This is a genomic window from Paraburkholderia sediminicola, assembly GCF_046027355.1.
Taxonomy (GTDB): domain Bacteria; phylum Pseudomonadota; class Gammaproteobacteria; order Burkholderiales; family Burkholderiaceae; genus Paraburkholderia; species Paraburkholderia sediminicola_B.
In genome coordinates this window covers 1-16,232 of the sequence record NZ_JAQQEK010000010.1, presented here as the reverse complement: position 1 = coordinate 16,232, position 16,232 = coordinate 1, and the positions used below count along the sequence as shown (strand labels likewise).

The following is a 16,232-nucleotide window of genomic DNA, read 5'->3' as shown; positions in this document are numbered from 1 at the left end:
AGTCACAACGATCGAGGCATACAGGATAGAAACACATGAGCATTTTCCCAGTTGTTCTATGCGGCGGCAGTGGAACGCGGTTGTGGCCGATGTCTCGTGGTGGTCAACCGAAACAGTTCCTTACGCTCGCGGGCGAGCACTCACTGTTGCAGACTACGCTGAAACGCGTCGACGCTCTCGACAACACCAGACCGCCGGTTCTGGTTTCGAATGCGGAGTACCGCTTTCAGCTTGTCGATCAGTTAAAGGAAATCGCTCTGGACGTCTCCGCGATCATTCTTGAACCCGTCTCGAGAAACACGGCGGCAGCGATTGCTGCCGCAGCATATTTCGCCATTCAGGATGATCCGAAAGCGCTGTTGCTCGTACTGCCGTCTGATCACGTCATTCAAAACATAGACGCGTTTCACAATGCAGTCGAAACCGGCATAACCCTGGCGCGCGACGGACGACTCGTCACATTCGGCGTGGTGCCGACTGCGCCGCATACCGGGTTCGGATACATCCGCAAGGGTGCGTCTTTGGCAAACAAGGAACAGGAGGCGTATAACGTTAGCGCTTTCGTCGAGAAGCCCGACACCGCGCTCGCTGTCGAGCTGCTAGCCAGTGGCGAATACTTGTGGAACAGCGGCATTTTCCTGTTTGGCGCAGTCGCCTACCTGAACGAACTGGAACGATACGAACCAGACGTCGCCCGTCTCGCGGATCAGGCATATAAGGACGCACGTCCCGATCTGCAATTTCTTAGGCTCGGCAGCGATGCGTTCACCGAATGCCCAAGCATCTCGGTGGACTATGCGGTTCTCGAGCGTACGGATCGCGCGGCAGTCATCTCTGTGGACAATCTCGGCTGGAGCGATATCGGATCATGGACTGCACTGCATGAGATCGCGCCACAAGACGAGCAGCGTAACGCACTCATAGGCGATGTGCTGCAAGATTCCGTGTCGAATTCTTATATCCGCGCCGAGCACCGCATGGTCGCCGCAATTGGCGTCAGCGACCTGGTGATCGTCGAAACGGCAGACGCTGTGCTCGTCGCACATCGCGATCGCGCCAAGAACGTAAAAACTATCGTCGACAGTCTCAATGCATCAGGACGGCGTGAGTCCGTTACGCATCGGCGCGTGACGCGCCCGTGGGGCTCGTATGAATCCATCGACCAGGGCGAGCGCTTCCAGGTCAAACGGATAGTCGTAAATCCCGGCGCCCAATTGAGTCTTCAACTGCACCATCATCGGGCCGAGCATTGGATCGTAGTCAAGGGCACTGCGCTGGTTACGAACGGCGACCGTGAGGACCTGCTGACGGAAAACCAGTCCACATATATCCCCGTTGGCGTATCGCACCGTTTGTTCAATCCGGGAAAGATCCCACTTGAACTGATCGAAGTTCAGTCCGGAGCGTATCTCGGCGAGGATGACATCGTTCGGCTTGAGGACCGCTATGGCAGAACCGGCACCGCATAGCGCCTAAGCGCTGCTCCCGCACGTTTCGACAGCGGCGGCCCAGCGCGTTTCACCACACCGATCTTGCGCGCGTCAGGCCGGATCAAGGCTGACGCAACAAGATTCTCACGTACTTAGTTATCCAAAGTCTCCGACTGAATCGTCATGCGGAGCGCTTCGTCACGCCGTATCGATCTGAGGCATGTTAAATGACCACGAAATGCACGATGTTCGGGATAGAGGTGGACGCCATTTCAATGGACACGGCTGCGGAGACGTTGGCGCGGTGGCTTGAATCGCCGCGCGCAAGATGTCGTTACGTCGTCACGCCGAACGTGGACCATGTCGTCAAGCTCCGAAATTCCCCGGCATTCCAGGCCGCGTATGCAGGCGCGTCGATGGTGCTCGCAGACGGCAAGCCGCTCGTGTTCGCATCTCGGATGATGGGTCGCGCATTGAAGGAAACGGTGCCCGGCAGCGATCTCGTACCACGTCTCTTTCATCAGGCGCCGTCAATGCATCAGCCCATGCGCGTGTTTCTGCTTGGCGCTGGCCCCGGCGTTGCGGAGCGAGCGGCACGGATCATTGCGCAACGCTGGTTGAATGTTCTGGTAGTCGGTACGTACAGCCCTCCTTTCGGATTCGAGACACTACCGTCCGAATGCGATCGCATTCTCGACGAAATCGCCGCAGCCGAGGCGGATCTGTTGATCGTCGGACTCGGCGCGCCCAAACAGGAACTGTGGGTGCATGAATACAGTGCGCGAATCAGCGCAAAGGTGGCGATTTGCGCGGGTGCGACGATCGACTTCATTGCAGGCGAAAAAGCGCGTGCGCCCGTCTGGATGCGCAGGACCGGCCTCGAATGGTTGCACCGGATCGTCTCCGAGCCCCGGCGTCTGTTGCGCCGCTATGCGCACGACGCTGTGGTATTCCCTACGGTTCTGGTCAGGGAACTCGTTAGTAACGCAGTTGCACGCAATAAATGATTCACGAACGAGAGCCATACAGTGACTAACCGACGACAGGCAATCAAGGGCGCCCTCGCAGGCACGATTCTCAGCGCGGCGGCGGCCGTCAACGGTCAAACGAAACCGGCCGCGTCAGCTGCGGACACGGAAATGCCGAAAGACATGCCATCAGGCGCGGGAAACGCTCAATCTGTCACGTTCAAGGCGTCGGCGCCGACGAGTATCGTCCGGACGGTGGCCGAAGAGTTGAACGATGCTGATATCAATCCCAAGCGATTTGGTGCAAAGGGTGATGGTCGCACGGATGACAGCGTCGCGATCCAGTCCGCGATCGATCTGCTCGAGGCACGTGGCGGCGGCGTGGTTCGCTTTCCTGCTGGGCGTTATCGCTGCAATGTCATCCTGAAGAACGGCGTGTCACTAGTATCGAGTAGCACGATGTTCGGTTATCTTCCCGGCCATATTTCCGGCGTAACGCTGGTACAGGCAGATCAAGGCTTCGTGGTCGATACGCCGCCGACACTCGTGCGCGGGATCGGCATCAGCGGCATTAATTTTGAAGGGCGCGGCGCAAATTTCCATGGTGGCGGGGTTCGCTTTCAACTGGTCAAATGGGCGGCTATACGACGTTGCACCGCCAACAATTTTGCCGACCAAGGTTTTCAGCACCTCGCAGGATTTGGCGTCGTTTTTGAGGATATTCTGACGACAAACGTCTTGCTCAATCGCCAGCGCGACCGGATCTCCGGATGCATCGAAGTATTTGGCACCGATGATTTCCTCAACCGCATCGAAGCCAACCCTTCTCTGATCGCAGGCCGGGGCGTGGTGACGTCGGATCTTTTTCTGTGCGGGATTGTCGTTGGCGGGGCAAATAATTTCCTGTCGAACTGCATTGGTGAAGATGCCGAACGCGGCATCTACATTGCACCATTGCGAGGATCACAACACCGCATTTCGCAGTGCCGGGCCGACTCCAATATCGGCCACGGCTTCTATGTCGATGGCAGCGCAATATGGAGCACATGCTTCGGCTACAACAATAGTTCCGCCGAGGTCGGCACCTACAGCGGCTTCTATATGTCGTCAAAGTCGCGTTCGAACGTGCTGACCTCATGTCGCTCCGAGGGTCGAAAGGAGCGTCTTCAGAAGTATGGTTTCGAGGATTACGTCAGCGAATCCGATCCGGATGCGCGCAATCAATACTTCGCATGCGCGGGAAGCTTCAATCAGGCTGGGTTATTCCTGGTCCAGAATCACGAAGGGTCGAGCGTGTCAGGTGCGCCGCTCACCAGCAAGCCTCCGGGTGGGACGCGGATCGTCAATGTCACCGGATCGAGTCTCGTCGTGCTTGATAACTACATGACACCCACAGAAATCTCGTATTTCTCCGGCGCCGCCGACGGTCAAACGATTCGGGTACTGGGGAATGCAAATGTGACGGTCGTTCACGGATCGGGCATCGTGACGCGTTCATCCAAGGACGTTGTTCTGACGGCGGCCACGATCTATGCGTTCACCAAATACGCCGACAAGTGGTATATGAATTGAGTGGAGACGACAGTGGTCCGCGCGACATGTGCTTCAGCTTCATGCTGGAGGAGTTTCATACTGGTCAGCGCAGTCCCACCACTCATATCCGTTGAATATGGCGTGGCCAGTAAGCCAGCGCGAGACGGCGTCATGCATTTCAGAATCTCGCTTCCGTCCGGAATTTGCAGCTCAAGCCGAGCGAGTCCAAAGCCGGCGACCGTCGCCGATACTCTGCACCACGTCAGCGTACGCATAAGCGCGGCGCAACCACGCCTTCAATCGCTCGTCGAAATCACCTTTCAATGTTGTGCCGCCCAGCACGAACAGCGCACGCACATCCGGGATGTAGCGGATTTCGGCCACATCGGTCCACGCCAATATTCCGGTCGATGATCGCACCGCTCCGCCGTGGCGCATCCCCACAGGAACTGCCTTATCGCCTGCCTCGCGACGTGCTATTTCAGAATCGACAGTAGATCGGCGACGCTTATGTCGGGCAATTTCTTGGCAAGCATGTCCCAGAAGATCAAATCGTGCATGGCGCTTGCATCCTCGGCCGTCGCCCACTCACGCGCGCCGACTATGGCATCGGCCGTTTCGGAAGCGGCGTTAATGATTGTCTGAATTTCTTCTATACGCATGAACGCGTTATCGGCTACGTTCAGGGCTTATTTAGCCCTGCGCGCTGAGAATATGGAAAACCGCCGCAAAATTTCTGTTTGAATCAGTTTAGGCGGGCGAACAGGCAGTGGCAGATACATGATAACGGGAGTTCCTATCGGAAATTACCCAGGAAAGCCCTACCTTGAAAAGATCGAATCGAGTGACGTCTCGTAAGGCTTAGTGGTGCAATGATCGGCGTTTTGTGGGCTTTCTTTGTAGCGCGCCCCTGCATAAACCATTTTTTAGAAGGCGTTATACATTCCGTCTCATTTCCCATGGAATTTTATCTCGAGAATCATAAATTCATGCTAATCGGATTGCAGATGCGTTCGAGAGCGGATTTTCCCCGCGACTGCGGAATTTTTTACAGGCCAGGTCGTGAAGAGCCAACGTATTGGCCAAATCAGACATGTAATAATGACGCTAGAATCATTTGTATAGCATGCAAGGATAAGAAAAAAGCAGAGAGTCTAGGGAAGGGGCTTTGAAGGCCAAAACATTCCGGGGAAAAGCAAATGGAGCTGGTACATACCCTGCCGCGCTGCCCGCAAAGTGCCGTGCGGGCGCAAACGGGTGAGAAGACTCGCGTCGAGATAGCGTTGTTCAATGGGTTTGCGTTGCCAAAAGTCGCCGCAATTATCGAGATCTTCCAGAAAGCAAACGCATTCGGCGCATCACAGCAATTGCGTCGCGCGCGCTATGACGTCTCATTACTGTCGGCTGCGGGCGGCCGTATCGCGAGCTCGTCGTCAGTATTCGTCTGGACTGAGAGTGTCGACTCGCACCATGTCACGAATGACAGACATCTGCTGTTTATCGCAGGTGGCGCGGGCGTACCACATGCTTGCCGCGATGAACGCCTTGGCAATTGGCTGCGCCGCAGGCACCCATTTAGCGAGATCGTTCATCCAATCGCCGAGGGCAGGCTGCTACTGGAAGCAGCAAAGCTTCCCAGCCGCTACTGTCCCCTCTTATATGGCGACAATGAAACGCGCGACTACTATCAAGTACGAGCGCTGAGCGAAGCTCCGACTGAGGTTGCCACAGCACTGCGTATCGTCGAAGAGGATATGGGATCGGAAGTGGCGCGTCACGTTGCTGACTCAGTCGCTCCTCAGCAGGATATGCCTTGGGACATGTCCATTTCCCGCAGTGGGGCGCCCCAGGTCAGCGAAAAGATCATGGCGTCGGCACGCTGGTTGGAGGCAAACGTCGACCGGCCTGTTTCTATCGATGCGGCCGCGAAGGTGGCGGCGATGAGCGAGCGCAACTTCCTGCGCCGCTTCAAGAGCGAGATCGGGATGACACCCTCCGACTATTTGCTTCGCGCTCGTCTTAACATGAGTTGCCGGATGCTCGTCGAGTCACGCTTACCCGTCGATAAGATTGCGCGGCGCTGCGGCATTGGCAGTGGCGGCCAGTTGGCCAAGCTGTTCAGGAAATATCTTGCGACGACACCCACCGATTACCGCATGGGCCGGGAGGCGTGTTCGACGGAGCAATCCTGAGCGAGCGTCTCGGCTAAGCCCTATCGACGGAGAACGCCGCGATTCCTTTCGCCGCCCGTTCCTTGTGAACTTTCCGCGAAGAGATTATTTGACGGGTTTCGCCAAAGAAATCCGTACATGACATCGTCATACCCTGATTGGGTCGCAACGGGGGCCTTGCTGCTGTCCCCGATGCTGCAGACGCGCGCGCTATAGGCGGCGCGCCGCGGTGCTCCCACCAAGCCTTCACGTATTCGGTTTAGCCAATAGAGGTGCCTCTTCCGCCATCTCGCATCAATCGCCGGTTTCCGCTCTTATGCTTGCGCTCGACCACCCAGAGTGATCCGCCAGACAATGCGCAGGCGCTATCCGATCAACCTCGCTTTGGGCCCGTCTTTTTTGGAAAACAGGCTGCTCTTTGGCGTCTCTATCGCGAACACCCGGACAACTCATGCTCAAAGTTACCAAGGCAATATTTCCGGTGGCGGGTCTTGGCACCAGGTTTCTCCCTGCCACCAAAGCAAGTCCGAAGGAAATGCTGCCGGTCGTTGACAAGCCACTGATTCAGTATGCGGTCGAAGAGGCAATGGCAGCCGGCATCACCGAAATGATCTTCGTCACGGGCCGCAGCAAGCGCGCGATCGAGGACCACTTCGATAAGTCATACGAAATCGAGGCGGAACTCGAGGCGCGCGGCAAGGACAAGCTGCTGGAACTCGTGCGCAGCATCAAGCCGAGCCATGTGGACTGTTTCTACGTGCGTCAGCCGGAAGCGCTGGGCCTGGGCCACGCGGTGATGTGCGCCGAGAAGCTGGTGGGCGACAACCCGTTCGCCGTGATTCTCGCGGACGACTTGCTGTACGGCACGCCGCCCGTCATGACGCAGATGATCGAGGTGTTCGACCACTATCACAGCTCGGTGATCGGCGTCGAAGAGATTCCCGCTCAGGAAACCAAGTCGTACGGTATTGTCGACGGCAAGGGATGGGAAGACTCGATCATCAAGATGTCGGGCATCATCGAGAAGCCGGAGCCGAGCGTGGCGCCGTCGAATCTCGGCGTGGTGGGCCGCTATGTGCTGAAGCCGCGCATCTTCGAACATTTGCGTGCGCTGAAGCCGGGCGCAGGCGGCGAACTGCAACTGACGGACGCGATCCAATCGCTCCTCGCCGACGAACAGGTGCTGGCGTACAAGTATCACGGCACGCGCTTCGACTGCGGCAGCAAGCTGGGTTATCTGAAGGCGACGGTCGAGTTTGCGCTGCGCCATCCGGAGGTGGCCGCCGATTTCGAAGAGTACTTGCTTGCGCGCTCGCCGGTGCTCGCCGGCTGACAGACCGGCCATCGCAGATACGGCCGACACGACCACGGATCTTGCGAAGCAGGAAGCGTGCAATCGTTTGACGGGCGATGACGCTTGACTATATCGGCCAAGATTGTGGTTCATTCAGCCGCGCTTTCATTGCGCCAGTACGGCTTCGATAGTATCAAAACCTGTCGACTCGTTCTTCAATGTCGAAGAACGATTGCCTCAAGCCGTTGGCCGTTTTTTTGATCGCAAAAGTTCGAACGAGTGGCCTTCAATTTCAGGCGGTTTAATCTAGCGGGTGCGCAAGAAGTTATGAGCGAGTTTATTCCAGAGTATCTGGTCCGAGAACAGGCAGCCGTGGGTACGCTCGTATTGTTCGCCATTCTGCGCATTGTCTCCGCCGCTGTCGCCTTCGAGAAGGGCTGGCGCATATCCGTCGTGCAAGCCTATTGCGTTGTGATCGCGGTGCTTTACTGCCTACCCCAGTTATTTGATCTGTTCGTGCACCTGTATGGAATGCGGGCTGCGGCTGCGGCCGCGGAACTCGAAGGTAAGGCAGCGGGCTCTGCGATTGCACTCTTTTTCGCGCCCATTCTGAGTCACAAGCTCGGCTACGAATAGTTACCCTTCGCGTCACAATCCCTCGTAGGCTCTTTGACGAATCGCGATCAATCTGATCGCAGCCCCCGGCTGGGACCATGACCGCTTCGAAGCTATCAAGCGGCAATGTCTGGAGACTCCCGGGATCGTCATCGCAAGTCGACAAGCCCGACTACCGGCTGTATGACATCCAGCGCGCCGTACTGCCGACAAAGCTGCCATTGCCTGAGTTCCATCGTGAACTGGTGCGCACGCAGCAGGTACCCAACCGCAAGCACCTTGTCCGGCATCCACTGCGCGGCGCGGCAAGCGAAGCGGCACATCTGGTGATGCGTGCACAAACGAACTCTGTGCGAACGCTGGCACGTCATCCTCCTCGAAATAGGCGTCGAGTCAGCTGCGCGATGAGCCAGCCTAAGCTTTTTCCTTAAAACCAAATCGACTGGAAACTCCGACAGACGGTGGCGAAGCCTCGTTGCTTGCCGTTTCGAATCGAAGCGTCGATCCAAATCCTGCATTTTGAAACTATCGATGCATGCAGGTGCGATTAGACAAAGCAACGTGCCGGCGCGAAAGAAAGTACCAGTCCACACGACGATACTCGATCGCATGTCCAATCCCATCCTTGCGCGCCCTGCATCTATTCCGGAGCGCACTGCGGAGAACGCACGATGAACGCGATCAGATTTCAGTGGTTCCGAACCGGCTACGTTGCCGCAGCCGCTTGCCTGACGATCGGTGCATCGTGCACGCTGCAGGGACCCGGCCTGATGCGGGCGTTCATAACTGTCGGGACCGACGTGCAGCTGCCACTCGAACGCATTGCCACGGATAACCCGAAGCCCGCGCAAGTCACCAACGTTTCAGAGCCGCTGCACACCCCCGCCTCGCAATCCGCGCACGCGCAATCGTCGGTTCATTCGTGGAACGAGGGCAGCAGCCACCGCACGGACGCCAATGCGCGCGCGCCACGTCCTACGCCCGGCTATCTGCGGACGATCACGGATTTCAAGTACTGGACGTAATGGCGCTGCGAGTCGGCGTCGAGGGCGCGGATTGAAGCGCAGCATCCGCCGTGCGGCAAGAACACAATCGCTCGATGAAAAAACTGGCGATACTCGTGGAGAGCACCGCCAGCCTTCATCTGTGCTCTACGACTGCAGGAATTCCAGCAAATCCGCATTCACCTGGTCCGCATGCGTCGTGCACATGCCGTGCGGCGCGCCTGCATAGGTTATCAGCTTCGCAGTCGGCATGATCTTCGCGGACAGCACACCGGAATCGTCGAGCGGAACGATCTGATCGTCGTCGCCCTGAAGCACCAAAGCGGGCACGGTGACTTTCTTCAGGTCCTCGGTGAAGTCGGTTTCGGAGAACGCCTTGATGCAATCGTAAGCGCCCTTGATCGACACTTGCATACCGGCCAACCAGAACCAGTCGATCGTGCCTTGCGACACCTTCGCATCCGGCCGGTTGAAGCCGAAGAATGGCAGCGCCAGATCCTTGAAGAATTGCGCGCGGTTCTTCGCGACGCCTTCACGAGTGCCGTCGAACACCGACATCGGCAAACCACCGGGATTGGCTTCCGTCTTCAGCATGATGGGCGGCACCGCCGACACCAGCACCGCTTTTGCAACGCGCTTCGTGCCGTGCCGGCCGATATAGCGCGCCACTTCGCCGCCACCCGTTGAATGGCCGACCAGCGTCGCTTCCTGCAGATCCAGAGCTTCGATCAGTTGCGCGAGGTCGTCGGCGTACGTGTTCATGTCGTTGCCGTTCCACGGCTGGCTCGAACGCCCGTGGCCGCGGCGGTCATGCGCAATCACGCGATAGCCGCGTTCGGCAAGGAACATCATCTGCGCGTCCCACGCGTCGGCATTCAACGGCCAACCATGCGAGAACACGACCGGCTGGCCCGTGCCCCAGTCCTTGTAGTAAAGCTGCGTGCCGTCTTGTGTAGTGAAAGTCGCCATGGCTGATGATCCTTTTCAAATGAGGGGAATGCTGCTTCGGTGAAATCCTTGCGTGATACAAGGTGTCCAAAGCATTATTCGTCTGGATCGAATGCAAGCCTTTCCTCGTCGCCCTGAAGTTTCGACATCGCACGGCACGCGAGGTGAGCCCGGCGGCAACGCCAGTGAGCACGATGACGGCCAACCAGCGCAAGCCGTGCGAGAAAGAAGCGAGATCAGGTTTTTGTTGCGTCGTTAAGAACGGACGTCAGGATCATTGCGCCGGCATTGCGCGGCGCAGGCCGGCAGGGACGCGGCCTGTACACCGCGTCGCCGCGACGAATCGGGCGCCCGCTCATCGCGCAGACGCCCTCGGTGCGAGCCCGCGACGCGCACCACACCTGGTCGCCATAGCAGCAGCGCGTCGAGTCGCGCCAGGAGATCGTCGCCGTCGAAGCCGTCGGCCGGTCCAGCAAGCTCACTGTGACGCAGTGAAGCGCCGTGTCGTCCACGTGACGCGCCGGGTTGCCTTCATTCAGCCCACTGCCGCGGTCTTTCGACCCGCTCGCGGGCATGGACAACAGGCCAATGGTTTGCATCCACGGATCGATGAAATTTGCGTTTGCCAGCATGTCGCGACTCCGATTGAAGAGTTACCTGATTGAATGGCTTTGGATTGACTGAACCTGCTTATCGAGCGCCATTCGCTTTCATCCTCCAGCAGTAAGGCGTCTCGCCGACAAAGCGTTTGAACACAGTGGTGAAATGCGCTTGCGAGCGAAAACCGCAGCTCAGCGCGACATCGAAGACGTTGTGCTTCGAACTCAGCAACAGATGCTGTGCGTGTTCGATCCGGCGGCGCAGCAGGTATTCATGCGGACGCAAGCCCGTCGCGCGCCGGAATTGCGCGGCGAAATGCATGCGGGTAAGGCCGGCGCTCGCGGCAATGTCGGCGAGGCCAATCGTCTCGGACAGATGCGCGTCGATGTACTCGATCACGCGGTTCATGCGCCACTGCGGCAGCGCGGCCGCTTCGCGGTTCTGCGCATTCGATGCGGCGAATTGATGGGCGACAATGCGTGACACGATGGCGAGGCTGACGCTTTCAGTAAAGACCTTGCCCAACGCGGCGTCGCTGGTCTGTGAAACGACTAGCGCCTGACCAAGCCTATCGAGTGCGGCGTCGCGGACCAGCTTCGGGTCGCCAAGCACGATGTCGCCCGCATGCGGACGCTGGAACAGATCTTCGTAGCACTCCGCAAGAACTTGCTGTGACACGAACAGATGCAGCACGTCGACGGACGACTCGAACACTGCGCTGACGGACACGGCGGGCGCCGTGACCTGAACCACACCCGCCGTCACCCGCCCTTGCATGAGCCTGCGGCCCGCGTGATTGAAGGTCAGCGACACGCATTTCAGCGCCAGGCCGATGCAGTGATCGGACTCGTTACCGTGACTGACGACTTCGAGCGGCGTGGTGATGTGGCGCGTCCAGCGCGAGACCTGCACATTGCCCTGCTGCCGGCACGACTCCGCCCGATACGCGCGCGGGCTGCGCCATTGATGCTCGGCGTCGATTGAGCTGGCAATGCGTTGCGGCGCGATGTCGGCACCGGGTTCAGGATACGAGAGCAGCGAGCTGGTCATGACATGTCCGTCCGATAGAGTGATCTGCCTGCGGTCGAGACACCTGCACCGCGATGACTCAAAGTTAACCAAACGGAGCTCACGCGCCTAGCCGTACATACGGTTGCCTACGACGTCAAATGGGTGGGTCAACCTATATGAAGGTTTAATAAGGGCGGGAAATGCGCAGATGAAATAGCCGCGCGACGGCACCCGGTTACGTACGGAGGCGTCGCATTGAGAGGGATTCGAGCGAGAAACGAACGACGATGCGATTTTGGCCGTTCGCACGGCAAAGATGCCCGCGCGGTTCAGCCGCGCTGAACGCGCGGCGGCGTAGTGGTGCCTGGTGGCGATTTGACGCCGAGGGCTTCCGCCTTCAGCACGAAATCGGCAAGCGAGCGCGACTCCATCTTCTTCATGGCCTGACCGCGGTGGATCTTCACCGTGATTTCACTCAGCTTCATTTCGGCGGCAATCTGCTTGTTCATCAAGCCGCTCGCGACAAAGGCCATCACTTCGCGCTCGCGCGGCGTGAGCGATGCATAGCGGCGGCGCAGATCGGCGACCGAACGTTCCGCTTCGCGCCGTTCTTCGTCCTTGCCGAGGGCGGTTGCCACGGCGTCCAGCATGTCCTGGTCGCGAAACGGCTTCGCGAGAAAGTCCATCGCGCCGGCCTTCATTGCCTTGACCGACATGGCAATATCGCCATGCGCGGTCATGAAGATAATCGGCACACGCACTTCGCCCGCCGCAATCTGTTCCTGCACCGCGAGGCCGCTCTGCCCTTTGAGCCGCACATCCAGAATCAGACAGCTCGGCACATCCGGCATCTGGAACGCAAGAAATTCATCTGCGGACGCGAACAGTTCAATCTGCAAGCCCACTGAGCGCAGCAACATACCGACCGCTTCACGCATCGACTTATCGTCGTCGACGACATAGACAATCGAGTTACTCGCGGTGTTGCCCGTTTCACTGCTCATGACAGGTTCCCTCATCGAGCGGCAGAATGAACTGCAGCACTGCACCCTTTCCCTCTTGCGACTCAGCCCAGATCCGGCCACCGTGCGCCTCGACAATCGAACGGCAGATCGACAATCCCATTCCCATGCCTTCCGCCTTCGTTGTAAAGAATGCGTTGAAAAGCCGCCCGGCGTTCTCTTCGCTGATGCCCGTGCCGGAGTCTTCCACGATCACCTGTGCGTGCCGCGCATCGAAACGGCGCGTGCGGATGCGCAATTCCCGCGGCCGACCCGTGATGCCCGACATCGCCTGCACGCCGTTCATCACGAGGTTGATGATGACCTGCTGCAACTGCACACGGTCGGCACACACCTGCGGTGGCGGACATGCGTAATCGGCATCCACTTCGACACGGTGCCCATCCAGTTCGCGTCGCACCAGTTCGATGGATTCTCTCACTATAGCGTTCAGATCGAGTATCGCCTGACTCGGGTCGCGCTTTTGCGCCATCGCCCTGATCTGGCGGATCACATCGCTCGCGCGCCTGGCGTCGCGAATCATCTGGTTAATGGACTGCCCGACTTCGTTCAGATCGATCTGCGGACGGTTCATCCAGCGCAGGGCGGCGTCGCCGCACGTGACGATCGCCGCAAGCGGCTGCGTGACCTCGTGCGCGATCGACGCGGCCAGCTCGCCGAGCATCGTCACGCGCGTCACGTGCGCGAGCTCGGCCGTCGAACGGTCGAGCGCTTCCTGCGCCACCCGCCCTTCCGTCACGTCCATCAGCGCGCCGACGTACTCGGAATGCGCCGACTGCGACGCTGCAAGATGCGCGACGTAGTGCACATATTTGACGCTTCCATCGGGCATCGCGAGGCGATGTTCGACGTCGACGAGCGGCGCGCCCGCCAGGCTCTGCTGATAAGCGTGCCTGACGAGCGCGATGTCTTCGGGATGCGAGCGCTCCAGGATCAGCCGGAAACTGGGCGTGACGTGCTTCGCATAGTCGAAGATCTGATACGTTTCGTCGGACCACCACATAGCGCCGTCGGGCAATTTCGTCGCAATGCTGCCGGTGCGGCTCAGGCGCTGCGCGTCGGACAGGAACGCTTCGCTGCGCTCGAGTGCCTGCTCTGCCTGCTTGCGTTCTTCGATATCGGTATTCACGCCGTACCAGCGCAAAATGTTGCCGGTGCTATCCCGCAGCGGTTCCGCGCCGATATGCATCCATCGGTACACGCCATCGCTGCGCCGGATGCGCGAGACGTTTTCAAACGGCACGCCCGTGGCAATCGCTTCGTTCCAGGCATGCTGCGCCGCAGGGTAGTCGTCGGGATGAACGATCGAGCGCCAGATATCGCCATCATTGTCGGCAAGTGTCACGCCCAGTTCGTTCCAGCGCCGGTTGATGAAGCTCAGTCGCCCGTCGCTCGACGAACTCCACACCATGCCCGGAATCGCATCGATCGTCGCGCGCAATTCGTCCTTCTGGCGCTGCAATTCGCCTTCCATCTGCTTGCGCACGGTGATGTCGTTGTTGGTGGCGAGCACGGCGCGCGGCTTGCCCTTCGCATCGCGCCACAGCGCCCAGCGGCTCGAAATGATGACGGTGGCGCCGTCATTGCGCACGCGCTGCAATTCGCCTTGCCAGCGGCCCGAACGCAACATCTCGCTGCGAATCTCGTCGAGTGAGACTGACGAGTGGGTCTGCGTCAACTCATGAATCGGCTGGCCGATTGCCTGCTGCGCGGTCCATCCGTAGAGTGCTTCCGCGCCGTGATTCCAGAACGTGATCAGATCGTTCATGTCGTACACGACGATTGCGTCATGCGTCAGATCGAGCAACTGCAATTGCTCTTGCAGCGTCGCGGTGTTCTTCTGATTGCGCAACGCCAGCACCGACGTCGTGGCGATGGCCAGCAGGCTGACGGCACAGCGCGCCATCGCGCCGCCCGAGTAGTGCTCGTCATGTGACATCGCAAACGCAATCACCGTGAGCGCCACGCAGCTCCATGCGGTGAGGATCGCCGCAGACCGCGAGCCTGTCGATGCGACGAGCAGCACCACGACCACATACAGCACGGCAATCGCGATATCGAGTGGCGTGAGCGCGTCGATCAGGAAGACGGCCAGGGCGATGGCGGCCGCGAGAACGGACAGCACGCGCGCGTCATGCCGCAGCGGTTCGCCAGCACGTGAGCGGAATATCATGACGACGATTGGGCGCGCCGCGCGGGGAGGCGGGAGACTAGACGGCGCGATGTTGGCATAGGCGTTCCAGGCAAACGTTCGTTGACGAGCACCGGAACCCTGTCTCGTGCCGCAAGAACGGCACATCAAAGTCAGACATGCAGGACGCCGACTCATAATCCGATACTTATTTTATCCGAATTTCTCAATATCCAGCTGTTAAGGCCCGCTGCGTGCGAGCTTCAATGAGGCTCGCCGCCTTCGGCCTGGAGCGTTTCGAGGCAACGCGACACGGCCGCGCCATCGACAGGCTTGCTCAGCACGCACATCGCTCCGCCGTCCAGCGCCTGGCGGCGCACCGTTTCCGATGCGAAGGCGGAGATAAAGATGATCGGCAGCGTCATCCCGCCGTCGAGCAGGCGCCGCTGCATCTCGAGCCCGGTCATGCCCGGCATCTGGACGTCGGAGATGATGCACGCGACATCGCCGATCTGACCGGACGCGAGGAAATCTTCAGCGGACGCATAGAGCCGGACGTCCCAACCCAGTGAACGAACCAGGCTCGATGTGGCGATGCGGACGGATTCGTCGTCGTCGATGATGGAAACTATCCGATGGGTATGCAAGCGACTATCCTCTGCCATACATGCGGTTACGACGGCACGTTGTTGTCTTGCCCGCCGTTCAGGTGTTTCCATCTTATGGACAAAACCCTGCCGCGAAAATCATATGTGTGTATAGGGGAAGGCCGGGGAAGTCGGCATCAAGCTCGCACGTCGGCTTCGCGCGGCGCACCCGTCGAGTGCCGGCCGCTGCCCGTCGTGCGTATTGGAAGTCGCGCGAGCCTTCACTAACCGATGCTTTGGGCAAAGCCGCTAGATTGGCGACATCGATAACGCATTCGCCCGACAAGATCGTCATGCACGACGCAACCCAACTTCTTTGCGCGCAACCTCGCTGGCGCGCCGATCATCATTTGCTCTTTCACGCGCCTGGTTCGCATTGAAGGGCGAGCGTGCCTCGCCGAGAAGATCGAAACGTCGGTAGCCCACTCTTTTTGATCCGCACAATAGAATTCACGCCCAGGAGCGCCTCATGTCGACAATCATTGAACGTCTTGAAGGAGAAGCGCGCGAGCGCGTGATCTGTTGGCTCAGGCGTCGCATGATGGAATGCGAGATCACGATCGAAGCGCTAGAACATGCGCTCAATCGCGATGTCGAGGATGAGCGGATGATTCGCTATCGCGATGCATACGGCAACGCGTGGACGGGTCTCGGCGAGATGCCCGAGTGGCTGCGCCGCGCAGTGGCGGCGGGCCAGAGTATCGATCACTTCCGCTGTGGCTGAGCGTCCCGCTTTGCGCTGCCCGGCCACCGAACAGCTACTCGCCGCGATCAACGGAGCGTTTCTATTACCGCAATCTGACACGTGCCCTGGCAATCAACGCTGACGTCGACGAATCGTGCTTCTTCTCATCGACG

General features: G+C 59.1%; 17 protein-coding genes. 9 read left to right on the top strand and 8 right to left on the bottom strand.

The features are described from left to right. Nucleotides 1–35: 35 nt before the first annotated feature. The 3 genes from PQR42_RS18415 to PQR42_RS18405 all read left to right on the top strand — a co-directional run bounded on the left by PQR42_RS18415 (nucleotide 36) and on the right by PQR42_RS18405 (nucleotide 3,970). Entirely contained in the window at nucleotides 36–1,469 is a 1,434-nt protein-coding gene (locus PQR42_RS18415; protein ID WP_408387158.1) for a mannose-1-phosphate guanylyltransferase/mannose-6-phosphate isomerase, read from the top strand. Nucleotides 1,470–1,657: 188 nt separating this feature from the next. Continuing rightward, entirely contained in the window at nucleotides 1,658–2,437 is a 780-nt protein-coding gene (locus tag PQR42_RS18410; protein ID WP_408208271.1) for a WecB/TagA/CpsF family glycosyltransferase, read from the top strand. Between the two features lie 132 nt (nucleotides 2,438–2,569). Then, on the top strand, nucleotides 2,570–3,970 hold the full coding sequence (locus PQR42_RS18405) for a glycosyl hydrolase family 28-related protein (protein WP_408387159.1): 1,401 nt from the start codon (nucleotides 2,570–2,572) through the stop codon (nucleotides 3,968–3,970). Nucleotides 3,971–4,141: 171 nt separating this feature from the next. On the opposite strand, the gene PQR42_RS18400 is transcribed toward PQR42_RS18405, so the two are convergent. Further along, on the bottom strand, nucleotides 4,142–4,315 hold the full coding sequence (locus PQR42_RS18400; RefSeq protein ID WP_408387160.1) for a hypothetical protein: 174 nt from the start codon (nucleotides 4,313–4,315) through the stop codon (nucleotides 4,142–4,144). A 92-nt stretch (nucleotides 4,316–4,407) separates the two neighbouring features. Further along, a complete protein-coding gene (locus PQR42_RS18395; RefSeq protein WP_408208261.1) occupies nucleotides 4,408–4,593 on the bottom strand; it encodes a hypothetical protein in 186 nt (61 codons plus the stop codon). A 537-nt stretch (nucleotides 4,594–5,130) separates the two neighbouring features. On the opposite strand from PQR42_RS18395, the gene PQR42_RS18390 reads away from it, so the two are divergent. The 5 genes from PQR42_RS18390 (at nucleotide 5,131) to PQR42_RS18370 (ending at nucleotide 9,036) form a co-directional block, all read left to right on the top strand. After that, nucleotides 5,131–6,123, top strand: coding sequence for a helix-turn-helix domain-containing protein (locus PQR42_RS18390; RefSeq protein WP_408208258.1), 993 nt, complete (start codon nucleotides 5,131–5,133; stop codon nucleotides 6,121–6,123). A 430-nt stretch (nucleotides 6,124–6,553) separates the two neighbouring features. Continuing rightward, nucleotides 6,554–7,435 (top strand): UTP--glucose-1-phosphate uridylyltransferase GalU, encoded by an 882-nt coding sequence (gene galU, locus PQR42_RS18385; RefSeq protein WP_408387161.1) that lies wholly within the window; start codon nucleotides 6,554–6,556, stop codon nucleotides 7,433–7,435. Nucleotides 7,436–7,723: 288 nt separating this feature from the next. After that, the gene (locus PQR42_RS18380) at nucleotides 7,724–8,032 is read left to right on the top strand and encodes a hypothetical protein (RefSeq protein WP_408387162.1); all 309 of its coding nucleotides are present in this window, start codon (nucleotides 7,724–7,726) and stop codon (nucleotides 8,030–8,032) included. Nucleotides 8,033–8,109: 77 nt separating this feature from the next. Further along, nucleotides 8,110–8,442 (top strand): hypothetical protein, encoded by a 333-nt coding sequence (locus tag PQR42_RS18375; RefSeq protein ID WP_408387163.1) that lies wholly within the window; start codon nucleotides 8,110–8,112, stop codon nucleotides 8,440–8,442. A 240-nt stretch (nucleotides 8,443–8,682) separates the two neighbouring features. Then, entirely contained in the window at nucleotides 8,683–9,036 is a 354-nt protein-coding gene (locus PQR42_RS18370) for a hypothetical protein (RefSeq protein WP_408387164.1), read from the top strand. Between the two features lie 126 nt (nucleotides 9,037–9,162). Here the strand turns inward: PQR42_RS18370 and PQR42_RS18365 are convergent, their stop codons facing one another. The 6 genes from PQR42_RS18365 to PQR42_RS18340 all read right to left on the bottom strand — a co-directional run bounded on the left by PQR42_RS18365 (nucleotide 9,163) and on the right by PQR42_RS18340 (nucleotide 15,374). After that, entirely contained in the window at nucleotides 9,163–9,984 is an 822-nt protein-coding gene (locus PQR42_RS18365; RefSeq protein ID WP_408387165.1) for an alpha/beta fold hydrolase, read from the bottom strand. A gap of 215 nt (nucleotides 9,985–10,199) precedes the next feature. Further along, nucleotides 10,200–10,595, bottom strand: a complete 396-nt coding sequence (locus PQR42_RS18360) for a DUF3331 domain-containing protein (protein ID WP_408387166.1) — start codon at nucleotides 10,593–10,595, stop codon at nucleotides 10,200–10,202. A 58-nt stretch (nucleotides 10,596–10,653) separates the two neighbouring features. After that, nucleotides 10,654–11,613, bottom strand: coding sequence for an AraC family transcriptional regulator (locus PQR42_RS18355; protein WP_408387167.1), 960 nt, complete (start codon nucleotides 11,611–11,613; stop codon nucleotides 10,654–10,656). Between the two features lie 290 nt (nucleotides 11,614–11,903). Continuing rightward, on the bottom strand, nucleotides 11,904–12,578 hold the full coding sequence (locus PQR42_RS18350; RefSeq protein ID WP_408493692.1) for a response regulator transcription factor: 675 nt from the start codon (nucleotides 12,576–12,578) through the stop codon (nucleotides 11,904–11,906). Next, on the bottom strand, nucleotides 12,568–14,769 hold the full coding sequence (locus tag PQR42_RS18345; RefSeq protein WP_408387169.1) for a sensor histidine kinase: 2,202 nt from the start codon (nucleotides 14,767–14,769) through the stop codon (nucleotides 12,568–12,570). The genes PQR42_RS18350 and PQR42_RS18345 overlap by 11 nt, the downstream gene beginning before the upstream one ends. A gap of 221 nt (nucleotides 14,770–14,990) precedes the next feature. Beyond that, complete coding sequence (locus PQR42_RS18340; protein WP_408387170.1) at nucleotides 14,991–15,374, bottom strand: response regulator transcription factor; 384 nt, start codon at nucleotides 15,372–15,374, stop codon at nucleotides 14,991–14,993. A gap of 469 nt (nucleotides 15,375–15,843) precedes the next feature. Between PQR42_RS18340 and PQR42_RS18335 the strand changes: the two genes are divergently transcribed. Then, nucleotides 15,844–16,098, top strand: coding sequence for an H-NS family nucleoid-associated regulatory protein (locus PQR42_RS18335; protein ID WP_408387171.1), 255 nt, complete (start codon nucleotides 15,844–15,846; stop codon nucleotides 16,096–16,098). Nucleotides 16,099–16,232: the final 134 nt, after the last annotated feature.